Raw genomic sequence first — 25,961 nt, forward strand, 5'->3', positions numbered from 1 at the left:
CAGGTGAGGCAGGCGCGGCTAGCCGCTGCGGGTCCTGACCCCCCCGCGCAGCAGACCCATGAGGCCCCTCGGCAGGAGGATCACGAAAACCGCCAGGACGAGGCCAAGCCCAATATCGCGCCAGTCTCCGAATTCGCGCATGCCCTCGTCCGCCAGCATGAGAACCGCGGCCCCCAGAAGCGGCCCCCAGATCGTTCCGATCCCCCCGACGACGATCATCGAAAGCAGGAAGAGGAGCATGGCCAGCGAGAAGACGATGGGCCCGACGACGCCGAACTGCGCCGCATAGAATGAGCCCGCCAACCCCGTGAAGAAGGCGGAAAGGCTGAAGACCCACAGCTGATACTTGAACTTGCTGACACCTCGGGACATGGCATAGCCCGGGTTGTCGCGCAGCGCCTGGAAGGCAAGACCCAGCGGCCCGCGAATGATCACGATCGAGAAGATCAGTGCCAGCACCGCGAGCGAAAGTCCCACATAGTAATGGGCAATATACCACTTCGGACCAAGTAAGCTGCGGAAGCCGAGATCGCCGAACCGCGAGAAACCGCGTACTCCGCCGAAGAGCGGCATGCAGCCCGATGGCGGGTTGGTGAAGCAGGCGGTGTCGTTGACCACCATGAGATAGATCACCTGGGCGATGGCGAGCGTGAGCAGCGCCACATAGGGGCCGCGGAGCCTGAGGCAGGCAAGGCCGATCAGCGCGCTCACGGCAATCGTCACCAGGCCCGCGACCGGCATGGCGAGAAGGATGGGGACGGCAAAATAGTATCCGAGCATTGCCGCTGCGTAGGCACCCACGGCGAAGAGCGCCATCTGCGCCAGCGAGAAAATGCCGGCCACTCCGAGCACCAGGTTCCATTGCGACACGACCATCGCCCAGATGAAGAAAAGCGTCATCTGGGTGATGATGTAGCGCGTGCCCACGAAGAGCGGAACCAAGGCCAGCAGGGCAGCCAAGGCCAGCGCGATCAGGATGTCCCGGGTTCTGGCGCTCACAGCCGCACCACCTGGCTGCGTCCGAAGAGTCCCGCAGGCCGCCAGATCAACACCGCGATGACGATCAGCAGCAGGATCGCGAAGCTGTATTGCACCCCGAAGACATATTGGATAATCGCCTCGAGGAGCCCCAGCGCGATCGCCACGCCCGCCGCTCCATAGACGTTGCCCAGCCCCGCCACCACGCAGATGATGAAGGCCTTCAGCATGGGATCGCCACCCATGTTGGGAAGAAGGCCGGAGAGCGAAGAGATCATGATGCCGGAGACAGCGGCGAGTGCCCCCGATATCGCCAGGACCTGCGCATAGACGCGTCCGATACGGATTCCCATGAGCTGTGCGGCATCGCGGTTCTGCGCCGTGGCGCGGATGGCGCGCCCCATGCGCGTGTTGTTGAGGAGAACCGCAACGGCAACCATCATGACGACGGAGACGAGGAGAATGAGGATGTTCTGGTTGGGGACGTGTACGCCGCCGATCGTCAGCGCCCCTTGGAGGTTCAGCGGCTGGGCAACGGGCTGCGGTCCGAAAAGGCGGAGGATGACATTCTCCAGGACGGCGCCGATTCCGATCGTCGCGATGAAGACCTGAGTCTCGAAATTGCGTGAGGACAGCATGGGCCGGGCGGCGAGATGATAGATGAGGAGGCCGGCCATGCCGCACACCGCCATCGCTGCCGGCACCGCGAGAAATGCGGGAAGGCCCAGACGCGACATGACATAGAGGCTGACATAACCGCCCAGCGCCAACAGCGCGCCATGCGACATGTTCAGCATGTTGAGCGAGCCATACACAAGGGCGAGGCCGATCGTCGAGACCGCGTACATGGCCCCGAGCGTCAGCCCGGAGGAAAGAATCTGCACGAGGACGTCCATCGCGTCAGCCTCCCAGATAGGCGCTGAGAATTTCTGGGCTCGACATCAGGTCGGCGCCCGTGCCCGCCCACGCGAAGCGGCCGTTGTCGAGAAGGTGCAGCATGTCGGCGATTTCGGCGATGCGCGTGGCATTCTCCTCCACGATGAGGATGGTGCGCCCAGAGGCCCGCAGTGCCGAGATCACGGCATAGATCTGGTCGATGACAATGGGGGCAAGACCCAGCGAAGGCTCGTCCAGCATCAGGAGCCTGCCTCCCGACATCAGCCCCCTTCCAATCCCGACCATGCGGCGTTCTCCACCCGAAAGCGTGCTGGCCGTCTGGTCGCGGCGCTCCTTGAGCTTCGGCAGCAATGCGAAGACCTCCTCGAGCCGCTGCCGTTCGAACTTCGCGGCGGCCGGGAGATAGGCGCCCATGCGCAGGTTCTCGAGAATGGTCATGTCGGGAAAGAGGAGATCTCCCTGCGGCACATGGACGATGCCGGCCTGGACGATCTCGTCGGGGCGCAGGCTGTCAGTTCGCGTCCCGAAAAGGCTGATTGTCCCCCCGCGGCAAGGAACGAGGCCGGAGATGGTGCGCAGGAGAGTGGTCTTGCCGTGCCCGTTGGGACCGATCAGCGCGCAAAGCGTGCCCTCCGGAATAGACAGCGAGGCATTGCGGATGACGAGGTGCTGCCCATAGCCTGATGCCACGTCCTGGAGGGAGAGAGCCTCGGCCGTCATCGTCCCTCCGTCATGAGCTTGCCGAGCCGCTGCGATGCTCCCTCGCCCAGATAGACGTCGATCACCGTCCGGTCGGAAATGAGGCCGCGCGGTGCGCCCTCGTAGATGCGCTCGCCGTGGTGCATGATCAGCACGCGGCTCGAAAGCTGCACGAGGAACCGCATGACGTGCTCGATCAGGATGATGGTGATGCCGGAAGCGGCGATCCTCGTCACCACGGTCATGAAATGGTCGGTCTCCTTGGGGCTGAGGCCTCCCACGGGCTCGTCCATCAGGAGGAGTCTGGGCCTCGTCGCCAGTGCGCCGGCGAGCATCAGGAGCTTGCGGTCGAGCACTGGCAAGGTAGCAGCGGGCGCGTCGTCCTTCCCCGTGAGGCCCACGGCGGCAAGTGCCTCCTCGGCATGGCTTTCGGCTTGGCGGCCGATCGAAAGTCCTGCAAATCGCCGGTTGTCGCGCCCGAAATAGGCGGCAACCCTCACGTTGTCCCGCACGCTCAGGGATTCGAAGCTGGCGTTGAGCTGGAAGGTGCGGGCGATCCCGGCATGGCAGATGGCTTCGGGTGGAAGCCTCGTGATGTCGCGCCCGTCGAACAGCACTTCGCCGCTCGTGGCGGGGCTGAGGCCCGAGATCATGTCGAACAACGTTGTCTTGCCGGCACCATTGGGGCCGCCGATGCCGAGGACTTCCCCCTCGGCCACGTCGAAGCTCAGGTCATTGACCGCCGCCAGCGCGCCGAAATGCTTCGAAACCCTCAGGCAGGAGAGCAGTGGCTTGCCGGTGGCGGTCACGTGAGGGCGTCCGCGATCAGGCCTTCATCCACGGCGGAAGCATGAACTGCGCCGTGTCGTACGGTGCCGGAGCGATGAGCAGTCCGCTCCTGGCCGGGTCCTGGATCTGAAGGAACTGGTGCGGCATTCCGAGTGAGGAGTCCTTGGTCTGGGTCGGAAAGGTATAGGCTGCCTGCTCGCCCGGTACGAAGCGCGTCACACCGGTTACGCCGCGCCAGATGAGGGCGCGCATCCGCTCTGCCACCTTGCGGTTCTGCGCATCGTTGCCGGGCTCGCCCGTGCCGCCCGCGAGGGCCGCCGCCGTGGCCCACACATAGCACCCGTCATAGGGCTGGGCGCCCGAGTTATGTCCTGCGTTCTCGCCGAACTTCGCCTTGTAGCGCTGCTCGAAGGCCGTGCCGATCTCGTCCTGAAGCGCGCCGACGACGGTGGCGTAGAGCACGCCCTTCGATGCCTCCTTGGCGATCTCGCGGAAGGCGGGAAGGGACGGGCCGTACTGCATGTAGATCAGCGAGTTCGTCGGGTTGGGGGCGAACTGCACCATGAACTGCGCGAGGTCGGCGGGAAGGAAGTGGGTGATGCAGATGACCGCCGGCGGATCCTGGCGGATCTTGGCGAGAGTCGGACCCCACTCCGAGATCGGCACGTTCACCGTTTCGAACAGGCTGATCTCCCAGCCGAATTCGCCGGCCTTCTCCTTCACCGCATTGGCGATGTTCGCCGCGTAGACGCCGGCAGAAAGGATCACCGCCATCTTGTTGTTGGCGCGCTTGTAGGAGCCGGCTTCCTCCAGCTGCTGCAGGAACTTGAGGAAGCCGGGGCCGTACCAGTACTCCGCCGGGTCGCCCTGGAAGGAGCCGAAATAGCGGTCGGGGTCCGACTTCACGAGATTGTTGTGCCCGATGGTCGTGTCATAGTGGATGTAGACGATGCCGCTGTCGGCGATCACGTCCTGGATCGCGGCACCCGACCCGATGTTGTAGCCGTTGATGACCGCATGCACCGCGTGGCGGTCGATCAATCGCTGAACGGCCTGGACGTTGGTGGCATCCCCCATCTGCTTGGTATCCTCGAAATAGGGTTCGAGGGGACGGCCGAGAATGCCGCCCAGGGCATTGATCTCTTCGCAGGCCAGCGTCAGCCCGTTCTTGAATTCGACGCCGTCAGCGGCGGCGAAGTCGGTGAGCGGTGCCGCCTGGCCGACGGGAATGGGCTCGCCCGCCGCGCGGGCGCCGTCGTTGATCGCGGCGAGAATGGCAGCGCTGCCGCCCAGCGCCGCAGCACCCTTGAGGAAGCTTCGGCGGCCCGGAATGATGTTCGGCGCGGCAAGTTTCGTGGTCATGTCCTTCCCTCCGGTTTCGTATCTTGTGGTTGATCAAAGAATGCACGGCGGTGTTATGCAATGGCCTGCACGAGGCGGGCGGCGGCGCTGATCGCCTCCTGCTGGTGCGGCTGTAGAGACTGCTGGCCCCACTTGGCCATGTGCGGGCACCACGGGTCCTCGACAGCCGTTCTGATGCCCGTCAGTTCCTCCATCACGGCGAGGCCACAATAAGGCACGTAGACCGGCGAGTAACCGCCTTCGTGCGAGAGCACCAGTCGGCCGCCGCAGAGATCGTCGGCGGCGGTCATGAGAAGCTTCGTCATGGCGCGGTAGCCCTCCGAGGTTACCATCATCCGGCCGAGCGGATCGACGCCGGATGCATCGAAACCCGAGGGTACGATGATCAGTTCGGGCCTGAATCGGTGGAGCGCCGGAATGACGACCTGCTCGAAAGCTGCGAGATAGGCGCCATCGCCCGAGCCGGGGGGAAGCGGGATGTTGAGGTTGAAGCCCTTGCCTGGCCCCTCCCCCGTCTCTCCCAGGCTTCCCGAGGCGTCAGGGAACAGATTGTCCTGGTGCAGCGAGATCGTGAGCGTCGAGGGGTCCGAATAGAAGATCGACTGCGTGCCGTTGCCGTGGTGCACGTCCCAATCCACCGTGGCAATGCGCCCGATGCCGTGGGTGGCGCGCGCATGGGCGATGGCGATGGCGACATTGCCGAACAGGCAGAATCCCATGCCGACGTCAGCCGTCGCGTGGTGGCCAGGCGGGCGGACCAGGGCGTAGGCGTTCTGGACCCGGCCTTCGATCACTGCGTCGCAGGCGGCCATGGTGCCGCCGGCAGCAAGCTGGGCGATCTCGAAACTGCCCCTCCCGAAGGGCGTGAGGCTCGATGCGTCGCCTCCGTTTTCGGCACTCATGGCCTTGATTCGGGCGATGTGCTCGCGCGAATGGACGCGGGCGATCTCGTCCTCGCTCGCATGGCGCGCCTTGATGGTGACGAGGGAGTCGAGCAGGCCCGACACTTCGAGAAGATTCCGGAAGCGACGCTTGGTCTCGGGATTCTCGGCATGTTCGCCCGGCTGCACCGTGAGACTGGGGGCGAAGACCTGGGCCCAATTCCAGGTGTTGTGCCACATGTAAAGCTCGTGGAAGACGAATCCGGTGGCCATTGGCGAGCATCCCTTCTCGATCTGCTAGGAAAAGCTATCTGCGCGATAAGAGCTTGTCCCGCCTCTCTCGGGTAAGGGGTGGCCCGTCAGACCACCCGTCCGGGTGGTCGTCGGTCGCGGGCGAGTCCCAGTTCCTGAAGCCGGATGACCGCCTGGGTACGGTTCGCAACGCCGAGCTTTCCGAAGATGTTCTTCAGGTGCCACTTCACCGTATCGGGTGCCATCCTCAATTCCGACGCCAGTTCCCGGTTGCTCTGCCCGGTGGAGAGCAGCCGCGCCAGTTCGGTCTCGCGTTGGCTGAACTGTGACAGGGCCGGCGCTGCCGCGTCGCCGCGGGTGAGCCGCACCCGACCCGAAAGAAGGAGATCCACGAAGCGCCCCGCTTCACCGCCGGTTTTCCAGGACGGAATGCGGTCGCGCCCGAACGCCACGACGTCGAGAAAGGGCGCACCCTCGTCAAGGAGCGTCCGCACCGCCTTCTGCGGGGCACAGAGCGAAACGGCATCGACAACGGCCGCAAGTGCCGAAAGTGCGTCGCCCGCTTGGTGGGCCGCCACGGCCGTCACGGCGCGCACCTGCGCGAAGCGGTGCAGGCGGCCGTTCCGCCGCAAGCGCTCGGCCAACGGATCGAGAATGCGAAGCGCCGCTTCGGGTCGGCCTTCCGAACACAGCACGCGTGCCAGTGCCAGGTGCTCGGGCTCGCACGCCGGGTGCGCGGCCCGAGGCGAGGCGAGCCAGCTCTCGTGAATGCCGTGGTCCCTGAGGGCGAGCCTCGCAGAGGCGGTATCGCCGCGCACGAGGAGCAGGCGGACGCGCTCATGCAGGGCCGCCGCGAACAGCCTCCGGTAGCGCGTCGCCAAGCCCTGGCGCTCGGCGCTCTCGAGCACGATCAGCGCCTCCTCGCTCCGGCCGCGGCAGGCGGCGAGCCGGGCGACATTGAGCTTGCAGGCCATCTCGTGAACCACCAGCCCGCATTCCTCGATGATCTGCCGATGTTCCTGCAGCAGCCGTTCGGCGTTGGCGATGTCGTCCCACTCGTAGAGAAGCTCGACCACGAAGATACCCACCATCGCCTCGGCATACGAACCAGGCCCCAGCGCCTCGCGAGCAAGGCGGATGGCGCGGGAAAACAGCTCATGCGCCGCAACCAGCCGGCCAGCGGCATGCTCCGCCAGCCCGAGGATCAAGTCGGAGTAGACGATGCCGAAAACCGAGGCCGCCAGGGCATGGCTGTCGCGCGCACGAAGGCAGGCATGCCTCGCGCCATCGAGCTCGCCCAGTGAATAGAGGCAGAACCCAAGCACGTTGCCGAGCGTGCCACGAGAAAAATGCTGGCCTTCCGGAAAACGTGCCAGCCACTCCTGGGCGAGGCGGGCGGCGGTGCGGGACCGGTCTGCGGCGCTGATGACGCCCGCCGTCAAGGCCTTGAGCTCCGAGCGGAGCTCCATCTGCTCGCGCGCGCCGAGACGGCCTTCCCGTTCCGCGCCTGCGATGTTGTCGCGCGCCGCCTTGAGCACGGCGGCCGCAGGCACGGCCCGGCTCATGTGGAACAGGACCCAGACCTTCGCCAGTTGAAGGCGCGGATGGCCGTTCACCACCTCTTCGGGAAGACTGTTGAGCCAGGCGCTGACACGGATGATATGGCCATCCCGGATGAGCGGCATGCAACATGCCTCGACGAGGGAAACGGCAAGTGCACTGTCACCCGCCGCAAGCGCATGCTGGACCGCGTCCGTCGTGAGGCCGTTGTCGGTGAGCCAGCGCGCCGCCTTCAGATGAAGCCCGGGCAAGAGTGCGGGCTGGCGTTGCTTCAGAAGCGACTGCAGCAAGTCTTGGAAAAGGTGGTGATAGCGGTACCAGGTGCGGCTCTGATCCAGGCGGATGACGAACAGATTGGACTGCTCGATTTCTGCGAGAAGTGCCGCGGCATCGGAATTTCCGGTCACGGATTCGGCAAGGGGCGCGCTGATGCGGTCGAGTACAGACGTCTGGAGGAGAAAGTCGATGATGCGCGCCGGAAGTCGGCCCAGGACGTCCTGCACCAGGAAGTCGGCGATGTCGCGGTCGGTGCCGGAGAAGGAGCTGATGAAGCCAGCCTTGTCGGCGCGGTTTTCCAGGGAGAGGGCAGCCAGCTGCAGAGCAGCGATCCAGCCCTCGGTGCGGTGCTGAAGCGAGGCGACGTCCGAGGCCGAAAGTTCGAGCCCCCGCAGGTCTGTCAGGAAGGCCCTCGTCTCCGCGATGGAGAAACGAAGGCGCGTGTCGTCGATCCACACCATCTGCCCCCGCACCCGCATGCTGGCCGCCTTCACCGGGCTTTCTCCGCGCGTTGCAAGGACGAGGTGAAACGCCGGAGGTGCATAGGTGAGGAGCGCGTCCAGGAATCGTCTGATCTCCGGAGAGGTCAGCAAATGGCAGTCGTCCAGCACGAGCACGATGTCGTGGGAAGAGCGGGACAGATCGTTAATGATCGTCGTCATCACGGAGTCGGTGGGAAGTACCGGGCTGGACTTGAGCAGCGCCGGAACGTCCTGTGCGATCGACGCTTCGGCCCTCTGCAGCGCCGCCACCAGATAGTCCATGAAGCGACTGAGCTCATTGTCACCTGTATCGAGTGAAAGCCAGCCCCACCTCACGCCGCTCTGGCGCAGACGCGCGGCCCATTGGCTCAGGAGCGTGCTCTTGCCGAAACCGGCCGCGGCGGAGACGATGGTCAATTTGGCTTTCATCACCTGCTCGAGCTGGCACTGCAAATCCGGCCTGTCGACAAGATTGCAGCGCAGCTCGGGCGGATGAAGCTTGGTCTCGATGAGCACCGATGCGGGTCTCCGGATTACAGGCGACAGGCTATAGGAGAGACGCGGGCGGGCGCAACCGCGGCCCGGCTCCCCCGCGCCCCGGGCGAGGGGGAGGTGGATTTTCCGGCAGCATGCGGCATAATTCCCCGAGAACTGGAAGCGGTGGCGCTGCTCACCCCTTCGCTCCAGGAGACGAGGTGTCACATGGCCGGCGCTGGCATCGGGCGGAGAGGGCGGTGGGCCGGATTGCTGGCCGGGCTCGGTGTGACGCTGGTTGCGGTTCTGCTCCGCTGGCTCGATCCCGCCCCCCTCCAGGACATGCGCGAGGCCACCCTCGACATCTATCAGCAGCTGAAGCCCCGCGCAGCGGCGGAACTTCCGGTCGTGACCGTGGTGATCGATGACCGTTCGCTCCGGGAGATCGGCCAATGGCCGTGGCCTCGCCTGGAGATGGCCGAATTGTCGCGCCGCCTGTTCGACGCGGGAGCGGCCGCAGTGGCTTTCGACATCCTGTTTTCGGAACCAGACCGCTTCTCGCCCGAACTCCTGTCCCGGATACTCGACGGCGCCGCCCGCGATGCCCTTCCGGAGCTGTCCGACGGGGATGCCGCATTCGCGCAGGCACTCTCCGGGAAGCCCTCGGTGATGGCCTTTGCTGCCGCTGCCGGAGCGGGCGCCCTGCCCGAGCTGAAAGCCGGGCTGGCCCTCACCGGAGAGGACGTATCGGCCAAGCTCGCGGCAATCGGCGCGGCGGTCCTGCCGCTGCCGCTTCTCGAGGCCGCCGCCTCCGGTCTCGGCCACATCAGCATCAACGCCCGTCAGCTGGGCTCGCGCGTGAGAGAGATCCCGCTCTTCCTCAGCGGCGGCGGCCAGCTCTACCCTGCCCTTTCGCTCGAGGCGCTGCGCCTGGCACTCGGCAGTTCAACCTACGTCGTCAAGGGCGATCCCTATCATGCGGGAGCGATGGAGTCGGTGCGCGTGGGCGACAGCGTGATTCCAGTGACCGAAGCGGGAACGTTTCGATTCTATGCAGCGCCCGGGAACGCCGTGCCGTCGATCTCCGCAAGCGAAATCCTCTCTGGGGCGCTTCCGGCGGAACGGCGCGCGGCGCTCGCGGGCACCATCGTGCTGGTCGGCGTATCGGCCGCGGGGCTCCAGGACATTCGCGTAACGCCGCTCGGGGAGGCCGTGCCGGGCGTTGCGATTCACGCGCAGGTGCTGCAGCAGATCTTGACGGGCCAGTTTCTGCACCGGCCGTCCTGGGCTCATGGCGTCGAACTCCTCGCCGTTGCGGCCCTTTCGCTGCTGATGGTGGCGCTTGCCTGGTTCCTCGGTCCGCTGCCGGGGCTTGCCGCGGCATTGGCGATTGCCGCCATGGTGCTGGCGGGCTGCTGGTTTCTCTTCGCTGACCTCGCGCTGCTGATAGACCCGCTCGCCCCGCTTGCCGCGGCTTCCCTCACCGTCTTCACAACGACCGTGTTCTGGTATCTCGCCAGCGAGCGCGAGCGCCGCTACATCCGCGAAGCCTTCGAACGATATGTCTCGCCTGCCGTCCTGGCTCGCATCGAGCAGAGCCCGGATGCTTTGCGCCTGGGCGGCGTCAACCGCGACATCACCGTGCTGTTCATGGACGTCAGGAACTTCACCGCCTTGAGTGAGGGCCTCTCACCCCAGGAGACGGTGAGATTCCTCAACACGCTGCATGGTGCGCTGAGCGCACCCGTGCTCGCACGCGAGGGCACCCTCGACAAGTATATCGGCGATTCCCTCATGGCCATCTGGAACGCTCCCCTCGATGTCGATGACCACGCCGGGCGCGCGGCGGAAGCAGCGATGGAAATGAGCGCGGCGCTTGCCCTGCTCAATGAGAACGATGCATTCGGTCTTGGGCCGGGCCACCCGGTGAAGATCGGCATCGGTATCAACAGCGGCCTCGCCTGCGTCGGCAATATGGGGACGCTGCGCCGCCTGAATTACTCCGCAGTTGGAGACACCGTGAACACCGCGGCGCGGATCGAGGCGGCGAGCAAGGATCTCGGCGTCGAGATTCTGTTGTCCGAGGAGACGGCCCGCCGATTGTCCCGCTTCCGCACGCGCTTCGCGGGAATCATCCACCTCAAGGGAAAGAGCGCTCCCTGCAAGCTATACGCGCTGGAGGGCAGGCCCTCCTGATCCGTCTTGCGTGCCTTGAACTGTCCGGCATAATGTGAGCACACTTGTCGGCAAGCAACGTGCCTCGAAGCGGGCTTTGATCTCGCAAGGGCGGCCACCAGCACATGAGGGACGACATCATGGCGAAGTTGGGAACGTCGCGCAGCTTGTTCATGCTCACCTGTACCGTCGCGGCAGTCATCGTCGCCATTCCAACCGGCGCGATCGCCGCCGAACGGGTCGGCGAAGCGGTCCGCATATCGGTTCAGGTCAGCGGCGGAGGAGGCGCGCTCGCCACGGGCGATGCCATTCACCGAGACGAGAAGATCAGGAGCAATGCCTCGGGCACCGGCGCCTTTGTTTTCGCCGATGGCACGAAGCTGGCGCTGGGGCCGAATTCATCGATCGTCATCGATGAATACGTCTATCGGAGCGGCAAGGCGGGCAAGCTCGCGATCGGCGCCACAAAGGGCACGCTCAGGTGGATCAGCGGCACCTCGGATCACTCGGCATACCGCATCGATACGCCGGCGGGTACGCTCGGCGTGCGCGGCACCGCCTTCGACGTCTATGTCGGCCCGGACGGACTGACGGCCGTGACCCTGCTCACGGGTGCTGCGGAATTCTGTAATGCAAGGGGATGCCAGCGCCTCACGCGGCGTTGCGACGTTCTGATCGCGCGCCCGAACGGTGACATCTCTGCGCCCAGGGGTATTGTGCGCGATCTCGGCATCGGGAGGCGTGGTGACGACGTCTTCCCCTTCCTGTCAGGCAAGGCCGGGCTGCCGCGCGGCTTCAAGGCCAGTTCGAGCTGCGCCGGCCTCGGCAGATCGGTCTCGGGTCCCGGCCGGAACGGTCCCGCGCCGCCGCGCGGCATTGCCGATCCGGCGCCTACGCCCCCGAGGGGCGGCGGCGACAACCCGAACACCGGCGGCGGGAACGAGCCGCCGCGCTAGTCCTCGCCGGCAGGTGCTGCACAAGTGGTACAGTTGACCAGCGCGCGAAGCCGCGCGCTGGCCACAAGGAATCCGCACAACGCCTTGAACCCAATGCCTTTGCCGCGCGGCGCTGAACTATACCGCAACCGCGGTTGCATGTTCCGCGGGAACGCTGCAATGAGCCTGCACCACGCAAGAGAGGAACACACGATGACCGACCACTTGCGCGAGCGAGGCGAGGTCAGCGCCTTGCCGGCGTTCTCAACCATCCGGCGTGCCCGCCGGGATGACGCGCGCCACCTTGCCCGTCTCGTCGACCTCGCGGGAGAAGGTCTCCCCCGCTATCTCTGGTCGCAGATGGCCCAAGAGGGTGAAGACGTCTGGTCCGTCGGAGAGAGGCGCGCGGCGCGCGACGAGGGTTCCTTCAGCTGGCGCAATGCCTGGGTCGCAGAAGCGGATGGTCAGGTCGCGGGCACCCTGATCGCTTACGACATCGGACCTGATCCGCAGCCGCTCGATAATCTTCCGGAAATGTTCAGGCCGCTGCAGGCGCTCGAGAACCGGGTGCCCTTGACGCGCTACATAAACGTCCTTGCCTGCTTTCCCCAGTTCCGCCGGAGGGGCATCGGTCGCCAGCTGATGGAGACTCAGCAGGAGTTCGCCGGACCGAATGGTCTGTCGATCATCGTCGCAGACCGGAACCAGCAGGCGATCGCTCTCTATCGTTCTCTCGGATTTTCGGAGGCGGCCCGTCTCGCCATCGTCAAGGAGAGCTGGACATGCGAGAGTTCGGACTGGGTGCTGCTGACCCGGCCCAGCACCGCGGGGGTCGCGCCTTAAACTGCCCTGTTGGGGATATGGTCGTCGCGCAGCCGCCGTCCTATCCTGATCCTGAGATCGCGAGGGGGTACCACCAATGGCGGCCGGGGAAAGCGCGCAACGATTTGCGTCCAGGCTCAGGGAGATGCAGGCCGAAACCGTCCATGTCGGCATGGTGGATGCCGAAGGAGAGTTTCGCACGAAATCCGTGAGCGCGCAGAAGGCTGTCAAGCTGGTGAGCGAGGGCTACCAGTTCTGCGAGGTTCTTCATTACTGGACGGTGGACGAAAGCCCCTTTCTGGACACCGCGTTTCCCGACCAACCCGCGGCGCTCGACGTCGACACGCTCCGCGCCTACCCTTTTGCCGACAACGAGGCCTTTTGCCTCGCCGATTTCACCGGGCCATTCGGCGCCCGTTCCGCCCGCAACGTGCTGCGGGCGCAGCTGGACGAGCTCGAAAGTCAGGGATCGACCCTCCTCTCCGCATTCGAGTTCGAGTTCAACCTGTTCACCGACAGCCGTGAAAAGATTGCGGAAAATGCCTATGTCGCACCGCGCAGCTTCGCGCCCGAGAACCGCACCTATTCGCTTCGGACATTCGCGGTCCATTCGGATCTGCTGAAGGGCCTGCAGCGCACCATGGCCCACCTCGACGTGCCGCTCGAAGCCCTTCATTCGGAACTGGGCCCGGGGTTCTTCGAGGCCGCCCTCACCTACTCCAAAGGCATGCGAAGTGCCGACAATGCCGCGCTCTTCAAGAACTTCGCGCGCGCCTATTTCGCCCGGCACGGCTTGTTGGCTGGGTTCATGGCCAAGCTGTCGCTCGACCTGCCGGGCAACTCCGGGCATGTGCACCTCTCGATCAGGGATGCGGGTGGCGCGCCCGTCTTCGCCGACAGCTCTGATCCTCACGGCATCAGCGAAGCGTGCCGACATTTCATCGGCGGAGTGAACCTCCTGTTGCCGGAGATGATGGCCATGGTCGGCGGTACCGTGAACGCCTACAAGCGGATCAGGCCCGGCACATGGGCTCCGGTAATGCCGGGCTGGGGCATTCAGAACCGCACTTGTGCTCAGCGCGTGATCAACGATACTCCCGACTCCACGCGGATCGAATTCCGGGTTTCGGCAGCCGATGCCAATCCCTACGCGACGCTGGCCTTCCTTGTGGGCGCGGGGCTTTACGGGATGAGGAACCGGATCGATCCAGGTCCGCCGATAGAGGGCAACGCCTACGCACGGCCTTATGACAAGGATGCCGCACTCCCGCGCGATCTCGGCGAAGCTGCCCGCCGCCTGGCCGCCAGCGGGAAAGCCCGCAAGATGTTCGGCGACAGTTTCGTCGACAGCCATGCGGCGATCCGGACCAAGGAATATGCCGACTACGAAGCCTATCTCGATCGGATTTCGCCGTGGGAGATCAGGCGCTATCTGGGGATCGTCTAAGCAATGGGAGCGGCGCGCGGCGTTGCAGATGGGAAGGACAAAGCGAAAAGATGAAAATTCTCGTCGTCTTCGATCACCCCAGGCGAGAGTCGTTCTGCGGCTCAGTTCTCGACAGCTTCCTGGCGGGCCTCGCAGAGGCGGGCCACGCGGCGGAGATCGCCGACCTGCGGGCGGAGGGCTTCGACCCGCGTCTGCCGCTCGCCGACGAGCCCGACTGGGATGACGACGACAAGATCTACAGCACGACCGTTCTGGCCGAGCAGGCGCGCATTGCCCGCAGCGAAGCGCTGGCATTCGTCTTCCCGGTGTGGTGGTGGTCCTTCCCCGCCACCACGAAGGGATGGATCGACCGGGTCTGGAACAATGGCTGGGCCTATGGCGCACGCAAGCTCCCGCACCAATCGGCATTGCTCATCGGCACGGCGTCGGCGACGGCGGAGAGCTACCGCAAGCGGGGCTATGACGAGGCGATGCGGGTTCAGCTCTGCGTGGGCGTGATGAACTACTGCGGGATCGCCCGCTCGCAGCTCGAAATCCTGTATGACGTGATGGAGGGCGAGTCCACCCGCACCGCGCTGCTCGCCCGGTCGCATGAACTGGGAGCGACATACTTCACTTGAACGGCGCTGGGCTCTTCTGGCGTTGCATGCCGCACCTCGGCAACCGAGGTCTCTCGGGGTGGACGACCTCCCGGAAGCACCGGCACGGCCTTGCAACGCTGAGGTTCTTGCGGGAGTTGCCACGATCGGGAAGATTCCGCTTGGAGGACGGCGAGGCCAACTTGCCGCGCGCAAGTCTCAGATGGGAGTTCGTCATGATCAAAGTGATCACCGTTCCATTCCTTCTCGCGCTCGTGTTTCTTGCCCCCTCCGGCGTCTCGGCCCATGCGGATGCCACCACAATGTCGTTCTTCGTGACGAGTTCCGGCAAGGGTGACGGCGCAAATCTGGGCGGACTCGAAGGAGCAGATGCGCATTGCGCATCGCTCGCCAAGGCAGCAGGATCGCCAAGGACCAGTTGGAAGGCCTATCTCAGCACCACCGCTCCGCAGGGCGAAGCGGGCGTCAATGCCCGCGACCGCATCGGCACGGGTCCGTGGCAGAACATCCAGGGCCAGGTGATCGCCAACTCGGTGGAGGAACTTCACTCGGACAAGAACAACCTCGACAAGGAGACGGCCCTCACCGAGAAGGGTGAAAGTGTCAAGGGCCGGGGCGATGATCCCAATGAACACGACGTGCTCACCGGTTCCGATCCCATGGGCATGTATTCCACCGCGGGCGGCGACACCACGTGTCAGAACTGGACGAGCAACGGCGAAGGCTCGGCCATCGTCGGCCACCACGACCGCATGGGCCTGAAGGACACCCGTCACATGACGTCGTGGAACTCGTCCCATGGAACGGCGGGCTGCAGCAACGATGCTCTGAAAAAGACGGGCGGAAACGGCTACTTCTACTGCTTCGCAGCAGATTGAACGGTGTCCCCTCCGCTCCCGGCGCTGCAACGGCAAGGCTTGAGCGGCGCGAGATCACAGGGCGGTTGGCAGCCGCCACGTTGCTGAAGCGGAAGGGGTCTAACGGGCAGTTTGCCCTCTTGGAGAAAAAATCTTCCCCGGCCTCCAAGATTCCGCCTTGGCGGCACGTCTAAGTGCCGGATCACATGAGCGGGTTGGACGAGGCACTGGCGGCGAGCGCCAGGAATGGTGACAGGCCGGCGCTCCGGCGCCTGCTGGAGCGCCACCATGACACGGCATTCCGGTTTTCCTACCGGCTGCTGGGGTCGCGGGCTGACGCCCAGGACGTGGCGCAGGAGGTCTGCATCAGGCTGGTGGAGCGCATTGCGTCCTTCCGGGGTGACAGCCGGTTCTCGACCTGGCTCTACCAGCTGGTTCTCAACGCCTGCCGCGACCACCGGCGGCGGCAGGGCCGAGTGCGCGAGGTGCAGGCCGGCTACGCGACGTTTCAGGCAGACGCAGCCGCCGACTGGGCCGACAGCGAGCGGAAGGTGCGATGGCTCTATCTCGCACTCGACCGGCTGAAGCCAGAACTGAAGGAGACGGCCCTACTCATCCTGGCCGAGGAGGTGACCCAGGAGGATGCGGCCTCGATCCTCGGGATCAGTGCCGGCACGGTGGCCTGGCGGATGAGCGAGGTGAAGAAGCGCCTGCGGGCGATGGCGGAACATGAAGATGAACGAGCTTGACGACTACAGGAGGCTGTTCCGCGAGGAGGAACCGGTCCGCCCGGACGAGGGCGGGCGGGCCGAAGCCATCGACGCCGCCATGGCTCATTTCGGGAAAATCTCGGTCCCCTCCCAAGAAACCGTGCGCCGCACGCGTCTCAAGCACCGGATCGCCACGATCTGGAACGGGAGAAAGTCCATGCGCACTCTGAAACTCAGCCACGCCCTCATGGCCGGGGCGAGCCTTGCTGCCGTAACGTTGCTGCTTGCCGGCAGCCCCGCCCTTCACCGCATCATGACAGAGGTCGCCGTGGAGTCTCGCGCATCCAGGCCGGCTGAACTCGTGGCATCCCCGGCCGCAGACGCCAGCGGCCGACTTGCGGGTTACAGCCAATCGCTGCCGGCGAAGCAGGAGCCAGGCGGAGAGGCCGACGTCGCGCTGCTCGACAAGGGCGCGTCGGCGCCCCCGGCATATGCGAGCGAGGGTGTGGCGAGCGAAGCCAATCGCAAGGCAATCGCCACTGCCGGGAAGGAGATCGATCCCGCACCCGCCTACGCGGAGGCGGGCCGCGACCGCTTCAGCGACCTTGAATCGAACCCCGTGCGCCAGGCCGCGGCAGAACCGCTATCGACCTTTTCGATCGACGTCGACACCTCCTCCTACAGCTTCGTCCGCCGTTCGCTCATGGAAAACCTGCTTCCCCCAAAGGATGCGGTCCGGGTCGAGGAGTTGGTGAACTACTTCCCTTATGACTATGAGGGGCCCAGCAGCCGCGCGGAACCCTTCAAGGCCAATGTGAGCCTGATGCAGACACCGTGGAACGGGAACACCAGGCTGATGCAGATCGGCATCAGGGGCTTTTCCCTCGTGGGTCAGCAGCGCCCGCGCTCCAACCTGGTCTTCCTGATCGACACCTCGGGCTCGATGGAAGAGCCAGATAAGCTGCCACTCCTCGTAAACTCCTTCAAGCTGTTGCTCGACACTCTGTCGCCGGAGGACAGTGTGGCGATCGTCACCTATGCCGGACAGGCGGGAACGGTGCTGGAGCCGACCCCGGCATCCGATAAGGGCAGGATCTTCGCGGCACTCGACGGACTGGCGGCGGGCGGTTCGACGGCGGGGGCGGAAGGCATCCGCCAGGCCTACAGCCTCGCCGAGCGGAACTTCGACGCCGCGGGCATCAACCGGGTGATCCTGGCGACCGATGGCGACTTCAACGTCGGCATCTCCGACCCCAGGGAACTGGAGGGCTTTGTCGAGCGCAAGCGCGAGAGCGGCATCTATCTCTCCGTTCTGGGCTTTGGACGGGGCAACTACAACGACGAACTGATGCAGGCGCTCGCTCAGAGCGGCAATGGTGCTGCCGCCTACATCGATACGCTCAGCGAGGCTCGCAAGGTGCTGGTCGATGAGGCAACCTCCACGCTGTTCCCGATCGCGAACGACGTGAAGATCCAGGTCGAGTTCAATCCCGCCACGGTCTCCGAATACCGGCTGATCGGCTACGAGACCCGAATCCTGGACATGGATGACTTCAACAACGATCGCGTCGACGCCGGCGACATCGGCGCCGGGCACACCGTGACTGCCCTTTACGAGGTGACGCCCAAGGGCTCGATGGGCCGACTTGTGGACCCCCTGCGCTACGGTAGGCCGGAGGTGGACGAGTCTCCCGCCGGCGAATATGCCTTCGTGAAGATCCGCTACAAATTGCCGGGAGAGTCGGCGAGCCGCCTCATCACGGAGCCGGTGACCGCGGCAAGCGCGGCAGGGTCCACAGAGGCGAACTTCGCAGCAGCCGTCGCGGCATTCGGACAGATCCTGCGGGGCGGGGAATACACCGGGTCCTTCGGCTACGAGGACGTGATCGCGCTGGCTGCCGCCAACCGCGGCCAGGATGAATTCGGCTACCGCAGTGAATTCATCAGGCTCGTGCGGCTCGCCATGTCGGCGCGCGCGATCCCGTGACGGCTGGGGCGGCAGTTCTCGTGGCCGCACGGCAGGGGGAACACTCTTTACCGAAGTTGCAATGTGAAGCAGTATCCAATCCACCTGGGTGGAACGTGGCAGGCAGAAAAAGCCCCACAGCCTTGACGGAGTTCCGTACTTTGGCGCGGGGAGAAGCCGGGGAAAGAGGTTGGAGTGGAACGGCGAGACCGGAAAGAGCCATCGGCGCTTCTATTGATCGCTACGGCAGGGATAGTCAGGGCTGCGTTCCCGATGAACCGGGTCCAAGCCCGGCGTGAGCGGGACTTGCGAGTTGTCAGGCCGGCCGATGGCTGAGGATATTCGTCTTTTCGCAGCACCTGGGGAGCGGGGCTCGGGCCTCGTGCGCTATGGCGCCGCCATGGTGCTTCACCAGGAGGGCACGATTTCGGCTGAACAACTCGAATGTTACCGCGTGGCCTCTGCCGATGACGGACTGGACCCTGTCCTGCTGCTTCGCGAACGGGGCCTCACGGCGCCCGCGACGGCCACGACCGAACCGGAAACACTGGTGCGCGCGCTGGTCGATGCTGCCGATGCCTATTGCGGGAGCCTCGCAGGCCCAGGTATCGCGGAGGTGCGGCAGGGCCTCGCGCGCTTCAAGGACGGCACCTACACTCCGGCACCCGGGCGTGCCAACGCGGTGGTCGCGGAGCACATGCCCACTGCGCTGCAGGAACTGGCCAAGTCCGAAGCACCGCTGGCGGGGCTTCTGGCAGCGGCAACTCCCCACCTCGACTGGATCACCTATGATCTCTACGACATTGAAATGATTGGGGAGGGTTTCGCAGCTTCGCATGCCTATTGCTCGATCATCGGGGACAACGGGAGCATCCGCGGCGCGGATTTCGACTTCGGCCTATTCCTCATCGCGCCCCATGTCCTTTACCGCGACCACCGTCATGCGGCGCCCGAACTCTACGCTCCGCTCACCGGACCGCATGGCTGGCGCTTCAGGCCCGGCACACCCCTCATCCTCAAGCATGCACATGACCCGGTTTGGAACGAACCATTTCAGCCGCATCTCACCAAGGTGGGATCCTCGCCCTTCCTGTGCCTTTTTTGCTGGACGCGCGACACCGATAAACCGGCCGAGGTTCTGCCCGCACCGGATTGGGCGGAGCTCGAAGCGCTGAAGCTTGATCATCGTGCAACGGGAGCACCGCTTCATGAGTGAGGATCATTATCCCGAACGGTTGATCGCCATGCTCGAAGCCATCTGGGGCGAAGGCTTTCTCTCACCCGGCGGAACGGACGAGGTGGCCCGCGTGCTCGAGGGCCAGGACATCAAGGGAAAGGCGGTTCTCGACATCGGTTGTGGTGCGGGCGGGGCGGACATCGCGCTCGTCAAGCTCCATGGCGCCCGCTATGTGACGGGGATCGACGTGGAAGATCCCGTCCTCCTTCATGCGCGCAAGCTGGTGGCGCAGCAGGGCTTGAGCGATCGCATCGGACTCGTGAAAGTGGCGCCCGGACTTCTTCCGTTCCCACCTTCTTCCTTCGATGTCGTCTTCTCGAAGGACTCGATCGTCCACATTCCGGACAAGCACGCGCTCATGCAGGAGGTCTTCCGCGTATTGAAGCCGGGCGGATGGTTCCTCGCATCGGACTGGCTCATCGGCACCGAAACACCCTCGCCGCAGATGCAGGACTATATCAACTCCGAGGGGCTGGATTTCGGCATGGCGACGGCTCAGCGCTATCTGGCAGCGATGAAATCCGCCGGATTCCGGAACTGCGAGGCGATTTCACGCAACGCTTGGTATCGCAACCAGGCGCGGATCGAGCTGGAACGGCTCAAGGGGCCGGTCGGTGCTGCAGCAGCCGAAACGGTGGGGTGGGACTTCGTCGAGAAGAACATCGGCATCTGGAGCAACATGATTCCGGTTCTCGATTCAGGCGAACACTGCCCCACTCATCTGCGGGCCATGAAACCGCATTAGGGGCCTTCAGCATCCCTTTCCGGAACTTCGCAGCCGGAATCGGCCCGAAGCCCGTCTGGCCCTTGCGAATGGGGACTCCTGCTCGGGCGGCCATGAATCGCCATGCCGGCATTCGCCGGCATGGCCCAAAGAGTGTCTCCTGACCTGTTCTTCCTTTAGTAGCCGCCCTTTCCCGCGGGCTTGTTGATCAGGAGCGTTACAGCCGTGTACACGATGCCCGCCACGACTGCGGTCGGCAGCGATGCCGTCAGGAACTCATAGGGAGAGCGGCTGGCATAGGTCACCGGGTTGAGCAGATAGAGATAGGTGACGAAACCCGCCGCCATGGCCAGAATCGCCGCGGGATTGAAGCCGCCCCAATAATGGTAGGGCGCGCCGGGTCCGCTCGAGAAAATGCCGCGGATGCTGATCTTCTGCCTGCGGATGATCAGGTAGTCGACGATCTGGATGGCGCAGATCGGCGAGAAGAATACGCCGATGAAGGCCAGGAACGTGCCGAAGTTCGAGAAGAACAGGTCGGGCACCAGGATCGTGACCGCCGCCACCGGCAGCAGGCCGATGAGGATCAGCGTGCGCCAGCTTGCCGAGGCAAGCGCGGGTACCTGGCGAAGCCCCACCGCAGTGGCGTAGACGCCGGCCAGGGTAGTGCCGAGATTGGCCGCGATCACGAAGGCCAGCGCGATCGTTCCGTACAGCGCTCCTCCCAGCTGCACCAGCCACGCAGACGGGTCCGACACCTGCAGGGCAAGGATTGCCGCAAGGCCCACGACGCTGAGGATGGGCACGGGAAGCCCCATGCCCAGCATCGACGGCAGGGTGGCCGTGTGGGCATCGGGGGCCTCGCGCACCATGGCGCCGATATAGGGCCACCAGCTCAGCAGACTGACGATGCCGATCTCGATTCCGGTGACGTAGTCCCATTGCAGGCTGCCCGACGCATAAGCGGGCTTTGCTGCGGCAATGGCCTCCGACTGCCCGGTCAGCAGCATGAAGGTCATCCAGAGGCCGATGCCGACGATGAAGAGGAACAGGATCTTGGACACCTTCTCCAGTCCCGTGCCGCCGCGCAGCAGGATGAAGAACACCGCTACGCAGGCGATGATCGTCACCACCCGGATGACCAGGGGGCCGCTCTCCGGCGAGGTCAGGCCGATCGTCACCAGCAATTGCGACACCGACTTGCCGAAGAAGATCATGAGCAGGCAGTTCCACCCGATGATCGAGGCGTATTGCAGGAATACGGTGATGATCCACCCACGGTCGCCGAACTGCGGCTTCGCGGCGGCGATGGAATCGAGACCGAAGCGCGTGGCGGTTGGCACCACGGCAAGGGTCACCAGCAGCATGCCGATCATGGCGCCGGCCGTCATGGCCGCAAAGCCCATCCTGAGGTTCAGGTAGTAGCCGACGTATTCGCCAATGATGTAGCACCAAGTGGCGGCGGCAGTGACGAGCAGCACGACGAAGAGCTGCCATTGATTCCACTGGCGGTCGGCCTTGGTCAGCGGCCAGCCGGATTCATCGGTCGCGGGCGCGCTCATTGTTGCCACCCCCAGATCAGCAGGAGGATCGGCCCGATCACGCCAAGCAGCGCCAGCCAGACCCAATCCCTGGTTCCGAAGCTTGCTCCCTGGTTTGCTGGATTCTCCAGAGTGGCGATTCGCCGCTCCAGTTCAGGATGCAAATTCCCCATGTCTTCCTCCTGTTGCTCTTTTCCTTGTCCGTCCGGCACATGAACCCCCGGGCGCGGGCAACACTCAACCCCTCAGGCGGTCGCCCGCTGGGTCGTACCAGGGCTGGAACTGCACCCGCACCGGATAGCGTTTCCAGGCAACTTCAACGCTCCATGAGCCGGTTGACAGCCACTCGCCCGTAACGCCACCCTCCCTGCCGACGTAGCCCATGGCGAGCGATGCGCCAACGCGGTGGCCCCAGGCGCCGCTGGTGACGGACCCGACGATGGCGCCGTCACGCAGGATCGGCTCGTTGTGGTACATCAGGGGGGCATCTGGCATCCCCTCGATCCGCAACTGCACGAGCCTGCGGGCAGGTGTCCCCCGCTCCTTCTGGCGCAACAGCGCCTCCCGTCCGATGAAGCCGCCAGGCTTGTCGAGCTTCACCGCGAAGCCGAGGCCCGCCTCGTAAGGTGTGTCCTCTTCGCCAATGTCGTGGCTCCAGTGGCGGTAGCCCTTCTCCATTCGCAGGGAGTTGATCGCGAAATAGCCGCCCATGCGCAAACCGAAGGCAGGCCCTGCTGCGGCGATCTCGTCGAACACATGCGCTGCGAACTCTGCCGGCATGTAGATCTCGTAGCCCTGCTCGCCGACGAAGGTGAGCCGGCTGGCGCGCACGCGGGCGTAGCCGAGGTCGATTTCGCGGCTGGTTCCAAAGGCAAAGGCGGCATCGGAGAAATCGGCCGGCGAAACGCTGGAGAGCAAGCCTCGCGCGTTCGGCCCCATGAGCGCCAGCATGGGAAGTCCCGAGGTGACATCGCGGACATGCACGTGAGCGCCGTCCGGTATCGCGCGCGTCAGCCATGCCAGGTCGCGCCGCTGCGAGATGGCGATGGTGACGATGAGGAAAGACGTCTCGGACAGGCGAGTCACGGTGACGTCCGTCTCGATTCCCCCCGCATCGTTCAGCCACTGGGTGTAGACGACCTTGCCGATGGGTACATCGACATCATTCGCGCAAACATGATTGAGCAGGCCGAGCGCGTCACGGCCGTCCACCTGATATTTGATGAAGCAGCTGTGATCGAACAGCGTCACGTTGGCGGCCGTGTTGCGGCATTCCTCGCCGCAATTCTCGAACCAGCTCTGCCGGCCATAGGAATAGCCGATTTCGGGCCGCGTGCCCGGCGTGCCGAAGAAGCCAGGCCGCTCCCAGCCCGCAGCTTCCGTCATGCACGCGCCGAGCGCCAGAAGGCGGTCGTGAAAGGGGCTGCGCCGCACGCCGCGTGCCGTCGCGAACTGGCGATATGGCCAATGCATGTCGAACAGCAGTCCGAGCGTTTCAGTCGTACGGTCCTCGAGGTACTTGCGGTTGCCCTGGAAACTCTGCATCCGGCGGACGTCCACATCCATGAGCTCGACGGGCGGCCTTCCGTCGCGGATCCATGAGGCCAGTGCCTTGCCGACGCCGCCCGAGGAGAGAATGCCGATCGAGTTGAAGCCCGTCGCACAGAACAGTCCGCGTATCTCGGGCGTCTCGCCGAGCAGATAGCGGTCGTCCGGGGTGAAGCTCTCGGGTCCATTGAAAAACAGCTGGACGCCCGTCTTCTGCAAAACCGGCACGCGGCGTGCCGCCGCCTCGAGGTGGGGCGCGATGTGGTCGATGTCCTCCGGCAGGGTGCCGAACGAGAAGTCCTCGGCAATGCCCTTCTGCCCCCAGGGCTTGGCGTTGGGCTCGAAGAAGCCGACGAGGAGCTTGCCGGCATCCTCTTTGTAGTAGGTCCATTCATCGCCCAGGAACAGCACCGGCAGGTCGCGGGGCAGGCCCTCGACTGGCTCGGTCACGATGTAGAAATGCTCGGCAGCATGGAGCGGCAGGGTCACGCCGGCTGCGGCCGCCAGGTCGCGTGACCACATGCCGCCGCAGATCACGACGTTCCTGGCGTGGATAGGCCCGTCCCCTGTCATCACGCCGCGGGCACGGCCCTGCTCGACCAGGATCTGCGTCACCGGCGTATTCTCGAGAATGCGCGCACCGCCCATGCGCGCGCCCTTGGCATAAGCCATCGTCACGTCGGCGGGATTGACCTGCCCGTCCTGGGGAAACCAGAAGCCGCCGACGATTCCCTCGGTGCTGATGGGAGACCAGCGCTCCTTGATCTCCCCCGGGCTCACCGGCTCCACCGGCAGGCCGAAGTTGCGGCCCATCGAAGCGCCGCGCGCCAGTTCCTCGTAGCGGGCCGCCGTATTGGCCACGCGCAGCGAGCCGCGCCGCTTGAAGCCCGTGGCGTGTCCCGTCTCCTGCTCTAGCGTGCCGAAGAGCTCGCCCGTATACTTCGCCAGCTCCGTCATGCGGCGCGTCGCGCGCAGCTGCGTGACGAGGCCCGCCGCATGCCAGGTGGTGCCGCAGGTCAGCTGCTTTCGCTCACAGAGCACGACGTCGCTCATGCCGAGCTTCGTCAGGTGATAGGCGACGGAGCATCCCGCGATGCCGCCTCCCACGATCACGACGTCAGCGCTGCTCGGACTCTGATGCGCCATGGCGTTTGTCCAGGTTCTCCGTCAACGGGGGCCGGAAAAGCTCTCTTCCTTGGCATAGGGGAACCACCAGAAATCCTGGCTGCTCGCCTTGGGATCGATCATGACGAACTTGGTGTTCTGGAACTGCGCGAGGCCCTCGGGCCCCAGCTGCCGCCCGGTGCCTGAGAGCTTGCGCCCGCCGAAGGGCAGCGCGTCATTGTCGAGGAGCGGCGCGTTGATCCACAGGATGCCGGACTGGATCTCGCGCACCGCGCGGAAGATCTCCTCCGCATCGCGCGAATAGAGATTCCCTCCCAGCCCGAAGCGGGAGCGGTTGGAGAGTTCGATCGCTTCGTCGAAGCTCTTCACCCGGCAGATCGGCGCCACCGGGCCAAAAGGCTCCTCGTTGAGGATTTCCATGTCGGGCGTCACGTCCGTCAGCACCGTCGGCTCCACGAACCAGCCGCGGTTGAGCTCGGCCGGCCGGCCGCCGCCGGTCGTGACCTTGGCACCCTGCTTGCGGGCAGTGGCGATCATCGTTTCGAATCTTTCGCGCTGGCGCCTGGTCGCCATCGGCCCCATGTCGACGTCCTCAAGGCCGTTGCCCACGCGAAGCTTCTTCGCTTCAGCCGTGAGGCGTTCCACGAATTCGTCGTGGATCGCATCATGAACGTAGAAGCGCTCGGCAGAGGTGCATACCTGCCCGCAATTGAGATAGGCTGCGAAGGCCGCCCCGCGTGCCGCGATGTCCATCGGCGCGGACGGCATGACGATGAACGGATCGTTGCCCGAAGCTTCGATCAGGCAAGGCTTGAAGCTCTCCGCGCAGGTGCGCGCCACCGCCTGCCCGACGGGCACCGAGCCCGTATAGGCCACGCCATGTGTCTTGTTGCTGGCAATCAGCCGCTGGCCCACGCGGGCGCCTCCGGTGACGACCTGGATGAGGCCGGGAGGAAGTGTCGAGAACACCTCCATGAACTTCAGCGTCGTGATGCTCGTCTGCTCGTGCGGCTTGACGATGACCGCATTGCCGGCGGCAAGTGCCGCCGCCGCCTCCCAGCAGAGGAGCACGAGCGGATAGTTGAACGGCAGCACGATCACGATCGTGCCCAGCGGCTCCTTGATGCTGAAATGGAATTGTCCGGGCACAGTCGCACCCGCGATGCGCCCCGTTTCATGGCGGGCGAGTTCGGCGTAGTAATCGATGGCGGTCGCGCACCACGAGACTTCGTCCACGGCTTCCTTGAAGGGCTTGCCCTCCTCGCGCGTCAGGCATTCGGCGTAGAGCGCCTTGTCGCGGCGGATCACGGCAGCGATGTCATGAAGGAGGACGGCCCGGCTGCGCGGGTCCATGTCGTTCCAGCCGGCGCGAACGCTGTTGGCGATGTCGATGGCGCGATCGACCTCGGCGTCGGTGGCGTCGGCGATCTGGCCGAGGCGTTCTTCCGTCGCCGGTTCGATTACGTCGAGATGCTCCGTGGATGCGCTCGTCACCATCTCTCCGCCGAGATGGAGCTTGCCGGAGAGCCGCGCGAAATCCTGTTTTGCCGGCATCTTCACCCTCCCGATACCCCAGCCCGTGGGCTGACTTTGCTGTTTAATTTTTTTGTATTCATGACATAAAT

The 25,961-nt window shown here is 64.9% G+C and carries 21 protein-coding genes; 10 read left to right on the plus strand and 11 right to left on the minus strand.

Annotation, left to right across the window (positions count from 1 at the left end; all coding sequences use genetic code 11):
- Nucleotides 1–18 precede the first annotated feature (18 nt).
- The 7 genes from ACK4HL_RS01155 to ACK4HL_RS01185 all read right to left on the minus strand — a co-directional run bounded on the left by ACK4HL_RS01155 (nt 19) and on the right by ACK4HL_RS01185 (nt 8,692).
- Complete coding sequence (locus ACK4HL_RS01155) at nt 19–999, minus strand: branched-chain amino acid ABC transporter permease (protein WP_409755831.1); 981 nt, start codon at nt 997–999, stop codon at nt 19–21.
- On the minus strand, nt 996–1,874 hold the full coding sequence (locus tag ACK4HL_RS01160; RefSeq protein WP_409755834.1) for a branched-chain amino acid ABC transporter permease: 879 nt from the start codon (nt 1,872–1,874) through the stop codon (nt 996–998). The genes ACK4HL_RS01155 and ACK4HL_RS01160 overlap by 4 nt, the downstream gene beginning before the upstream one ends.
- 4 nt (nt 1,875–1,878) lie before the next feature.
- Nucleotides 1,879–2,595: an ABC transporter ATP-binding protein gene (locus tag ACK4HL_RS01165; protein WP_409755837.1), complete on the minus strand. Its 717-nt coding sequence runs from the start codon at nt 2,593–2,595 to the stop codon at nt 1,879–1,881.
- Entirely contained in the window at nt 2,592–3,383 is a 792-nt protein-coding gene (locus ACK4HL_RS01170; RefSeq protein WP_409755840.1) for an ABC transporter ATP-binding protein, read from the minus strand. Before ACK4HL_RS01170 ends, ACK4HL_RS01165 begins: the two co-directional genes overlap by 4 nt.
- A gap of 16 nt (nt 3,384–3,399) precedes the next feature.
- Nucleotides 3,400–4,725 carry an ABC transporter substrate-binding protein gene (locus tag ACK4HL_RS01175; protein WP_409755843.1) on the minus strand — a complete coding sequence of 442 codons (1,326 nt, stop codon included), beginning with the start codon at nt 4,723–4,725 and terminating at the stop codon, nt 3,400–3,402.
- Between the two features lie 53 nt (nt 4,726–4,778).
- Nucleotides 4,779–5,879 (minus strand): class II histone deacetylase, encoded by a 1,101-nt coding sequence (locus tag ACK4HL_RS01180; protein ID WP_409755846.1) that lies wholly within the window; start codon nt 5,877–5,879, stop codon nt 4,779–4,781.
- Nucleotides 5,880–5,965: 86 nt separating this feature from the next.
- A complete protein-coding gene (locus ACK4HL_RS01185) occupies nt 5,966–8,692 on the minus strand; it encodes a LuxR C-terminal-related transcriptional regulator (protein WP_409755849.1) in 2,727 nt (908 codons plus the stop codon).
- A 186-nt stretch (nt 8,693–8,878) separates the two neighbouring features.
- Between ACK4HL_RS01185 and ACK4HL_RS01190 the strand changes: the two genes are divergently transcribed.
- The 10 genes from ACK4HL_RS01190 (at nt 8,879) to ACK4HL_RS01235 (ending at nt 20,143) form a co-directional block, all read left to right on the plus strand.
- Complete coding sequence (locus ACK4HL_RS01190) at nt 8,879–10,846, plus strand: CHASE2 domain-containing protein (RefSeq protein WP_409755852.1); 1,968 nt, start codon at nt 8,879–8,881, stop codon at nt 10,844–10,846.
- 104 nt (nt 10,847–10,950) lie between these two features.
- Nucleotides 10,951–11,781, plus strand: coding sequence for a FecR domain-containing protein (locus ACK4HL_RS01195; protein WP_409755855.1), 831 nt, complete (start codon nt 10,951–10,953; stop codon nt 11,779–11,781).
- Between the two features lie 192 nt (nt 11,782–11,973).
- Complete coding sequence (locus ACK4HL_RS01200; protein WP_409755858.1) at nt 11,974–12,603, plus strand: GNAT family N-acetyltransferase; 630 nt, start codon at nt 11,974–11,976, stop codon at nt 12,601–12,603.
- 76 nt (nt 12,604–12,679) lie between these two features.
- Entirely contained in the window at nt 12,680–14,029 is a 1,350-nt protein-coding gene (locus ACK4HL_RS01205) for a glutamine synthetase family protein (RefSeq protein ID WP_409755861.1), read from the plus strand.
- A gap of 50 nt (nt 14,030–14,079) precedes the next feature.
- Complete coding sequence (locus ACK4HL_RS01210) at nt 14,080–14,649, plus strand: NAD(P)H oxidoreductase (protein ID WP_409755864.1); 570 nt, start codon at nt 14,080–14,082, stop codon at nt 14,647–14,649.
- 194 nt (nt 14,650–14,843) lie between these two features.
- Nucleotides 14,844–15,506 (plus strand): hypothetical protein, encoded by a 663-nt coding sequence (locus ACK4HL_RS01215; protein ID WP_409755867.1) that lies wholly within the window; start codon nt 14,844–14,846, stop codon nt 15,504–15,506.
- A 185-nt stretch (nt 15,507–15,691) separates the two neighbouring features.
- A complete protein-coding gene (locus ACK4HL_RS01220; RefSeq protein ID WP_409755870.1) occupies nt 15,692–16,234 on the plus strand; it encodes an RNA polymerase sigma factor in 543 nt (180 codons plus the stop codon).
- Nucleotides 16,221–18,182, plus strand: a complete 1,962-nt coding sequence (locus ACK4HL_RS01225) for a vWA domain-containing protein (RefSeq protein ID WP_409755873.1) — start codon at nt 16,221–16,223, stop codon at nt 18,180–18,182. The genes ACK4HL_RS01220 and ACK4HL_RS01225 overlap by 14 nt, the downstream gene beginning before the upstream one ends.
- A gap of 307 nt (nt 18,183–18,489) precedes the next feature.
- Nucleotides 18,490–19,377, plus strand: a complete 888-nt coding sequence (locus ACK4HL_RS01230; protein WP_409755876.1) for a dimethylsulfonioproprionate lyase family protein — start codon at nt 18,490–18,492, stop codon at nt 19,375–19,377.
- On the plus strand, nt 19,370–20,143 hold the full coding sequence (locus tag ACK4HL_RS01235) for a methyltransferase domain-containing protein (protein WP_409755879.1): 774 nt from the start codon (nt 19,370–19,372) through the stop codon (nt 20,141–20,143). Before ACK4HL_RS01230 ends, ACK4HL_RS01235 begins: the two co-directional genes overlap by 8 nt.
- Nucleotides 20,144–20,298: 155 nt before the next feature.
- On the opposite strand, the gene ACK4HL_RS01240 is transcribed toward ACK4HL_RS01235, so the two are convergent.
- The 4 genes from ACK4HL_RS01240 to ACK4HL_RS01255 all read right to left on the minus strand — a co-directional run bounded on the left by ACK4HL_RS01240 (nt 20,299) and on the right by ACK4HL_RS01255 (nt 25,890).
- Nucleotides 20,299–21,684, minus strand: a complete 1,386-nt coding sequence (locus tag ACK4HL_RS01240) for a cytosine permease (protein WP_409755882.1) — start codon at nt 21,682–21,684, stop codon at nt 20,299–20,301.
- Nucleotides 21,681–21,836, minus strand: a complete 156-nt coding sequence (locus ACK4HL_RS01245) for a hypothetical protein (protein WP_409755885.1) — start codon at nt 21,834–21,836, stop codon at nt 21,681–21,683. The genes ACK4HL_RS01240 and ACK4HL_RS01245 overlap by 4 nt, the downstream gene beginning before the upstream one ends.
- Before the next feature lie 64 nt (nt 21,837–21,900).
- The gene (locus tag ACK4HL_RS01250; protein WP_409755888.1) at nt 21,901–24,357 is read right to left on the minus strand and encodes an FAD-dependent oxidoreductase; all 2,457 of its coding nucleotides are present in this window, start codon (nt 24,355–24,357) and stop codon (nt 21,901–21,903) included.
- A 21-nt stretch (nt 24,358–24,378) separates the two neighbouring features.
- Nucleotides 24,379–25,890, minus strand: a complete 1,512-nt coding sequence (locus tag ACK4HL_RS01255; RefSeq protein ID WP_409755891.1) for an aldehyde dehydrogenase family protein — start codon at nt 25,888–25,890, stop codon at nt 24,379–24,381.
- Between the last annotated feature and the right edge of the window lie 71 nt (nt 25,891–25,961).

The sequence above is a fragment of the Aestuariivirga sp. genome (assembly GCF_046294715.1).
Lineage (GTDB): Bacteria > Pseudomonadota > Alphaproteobacteria > Rhizobiales > Aestuariivirgaceae > Aestuariivirga.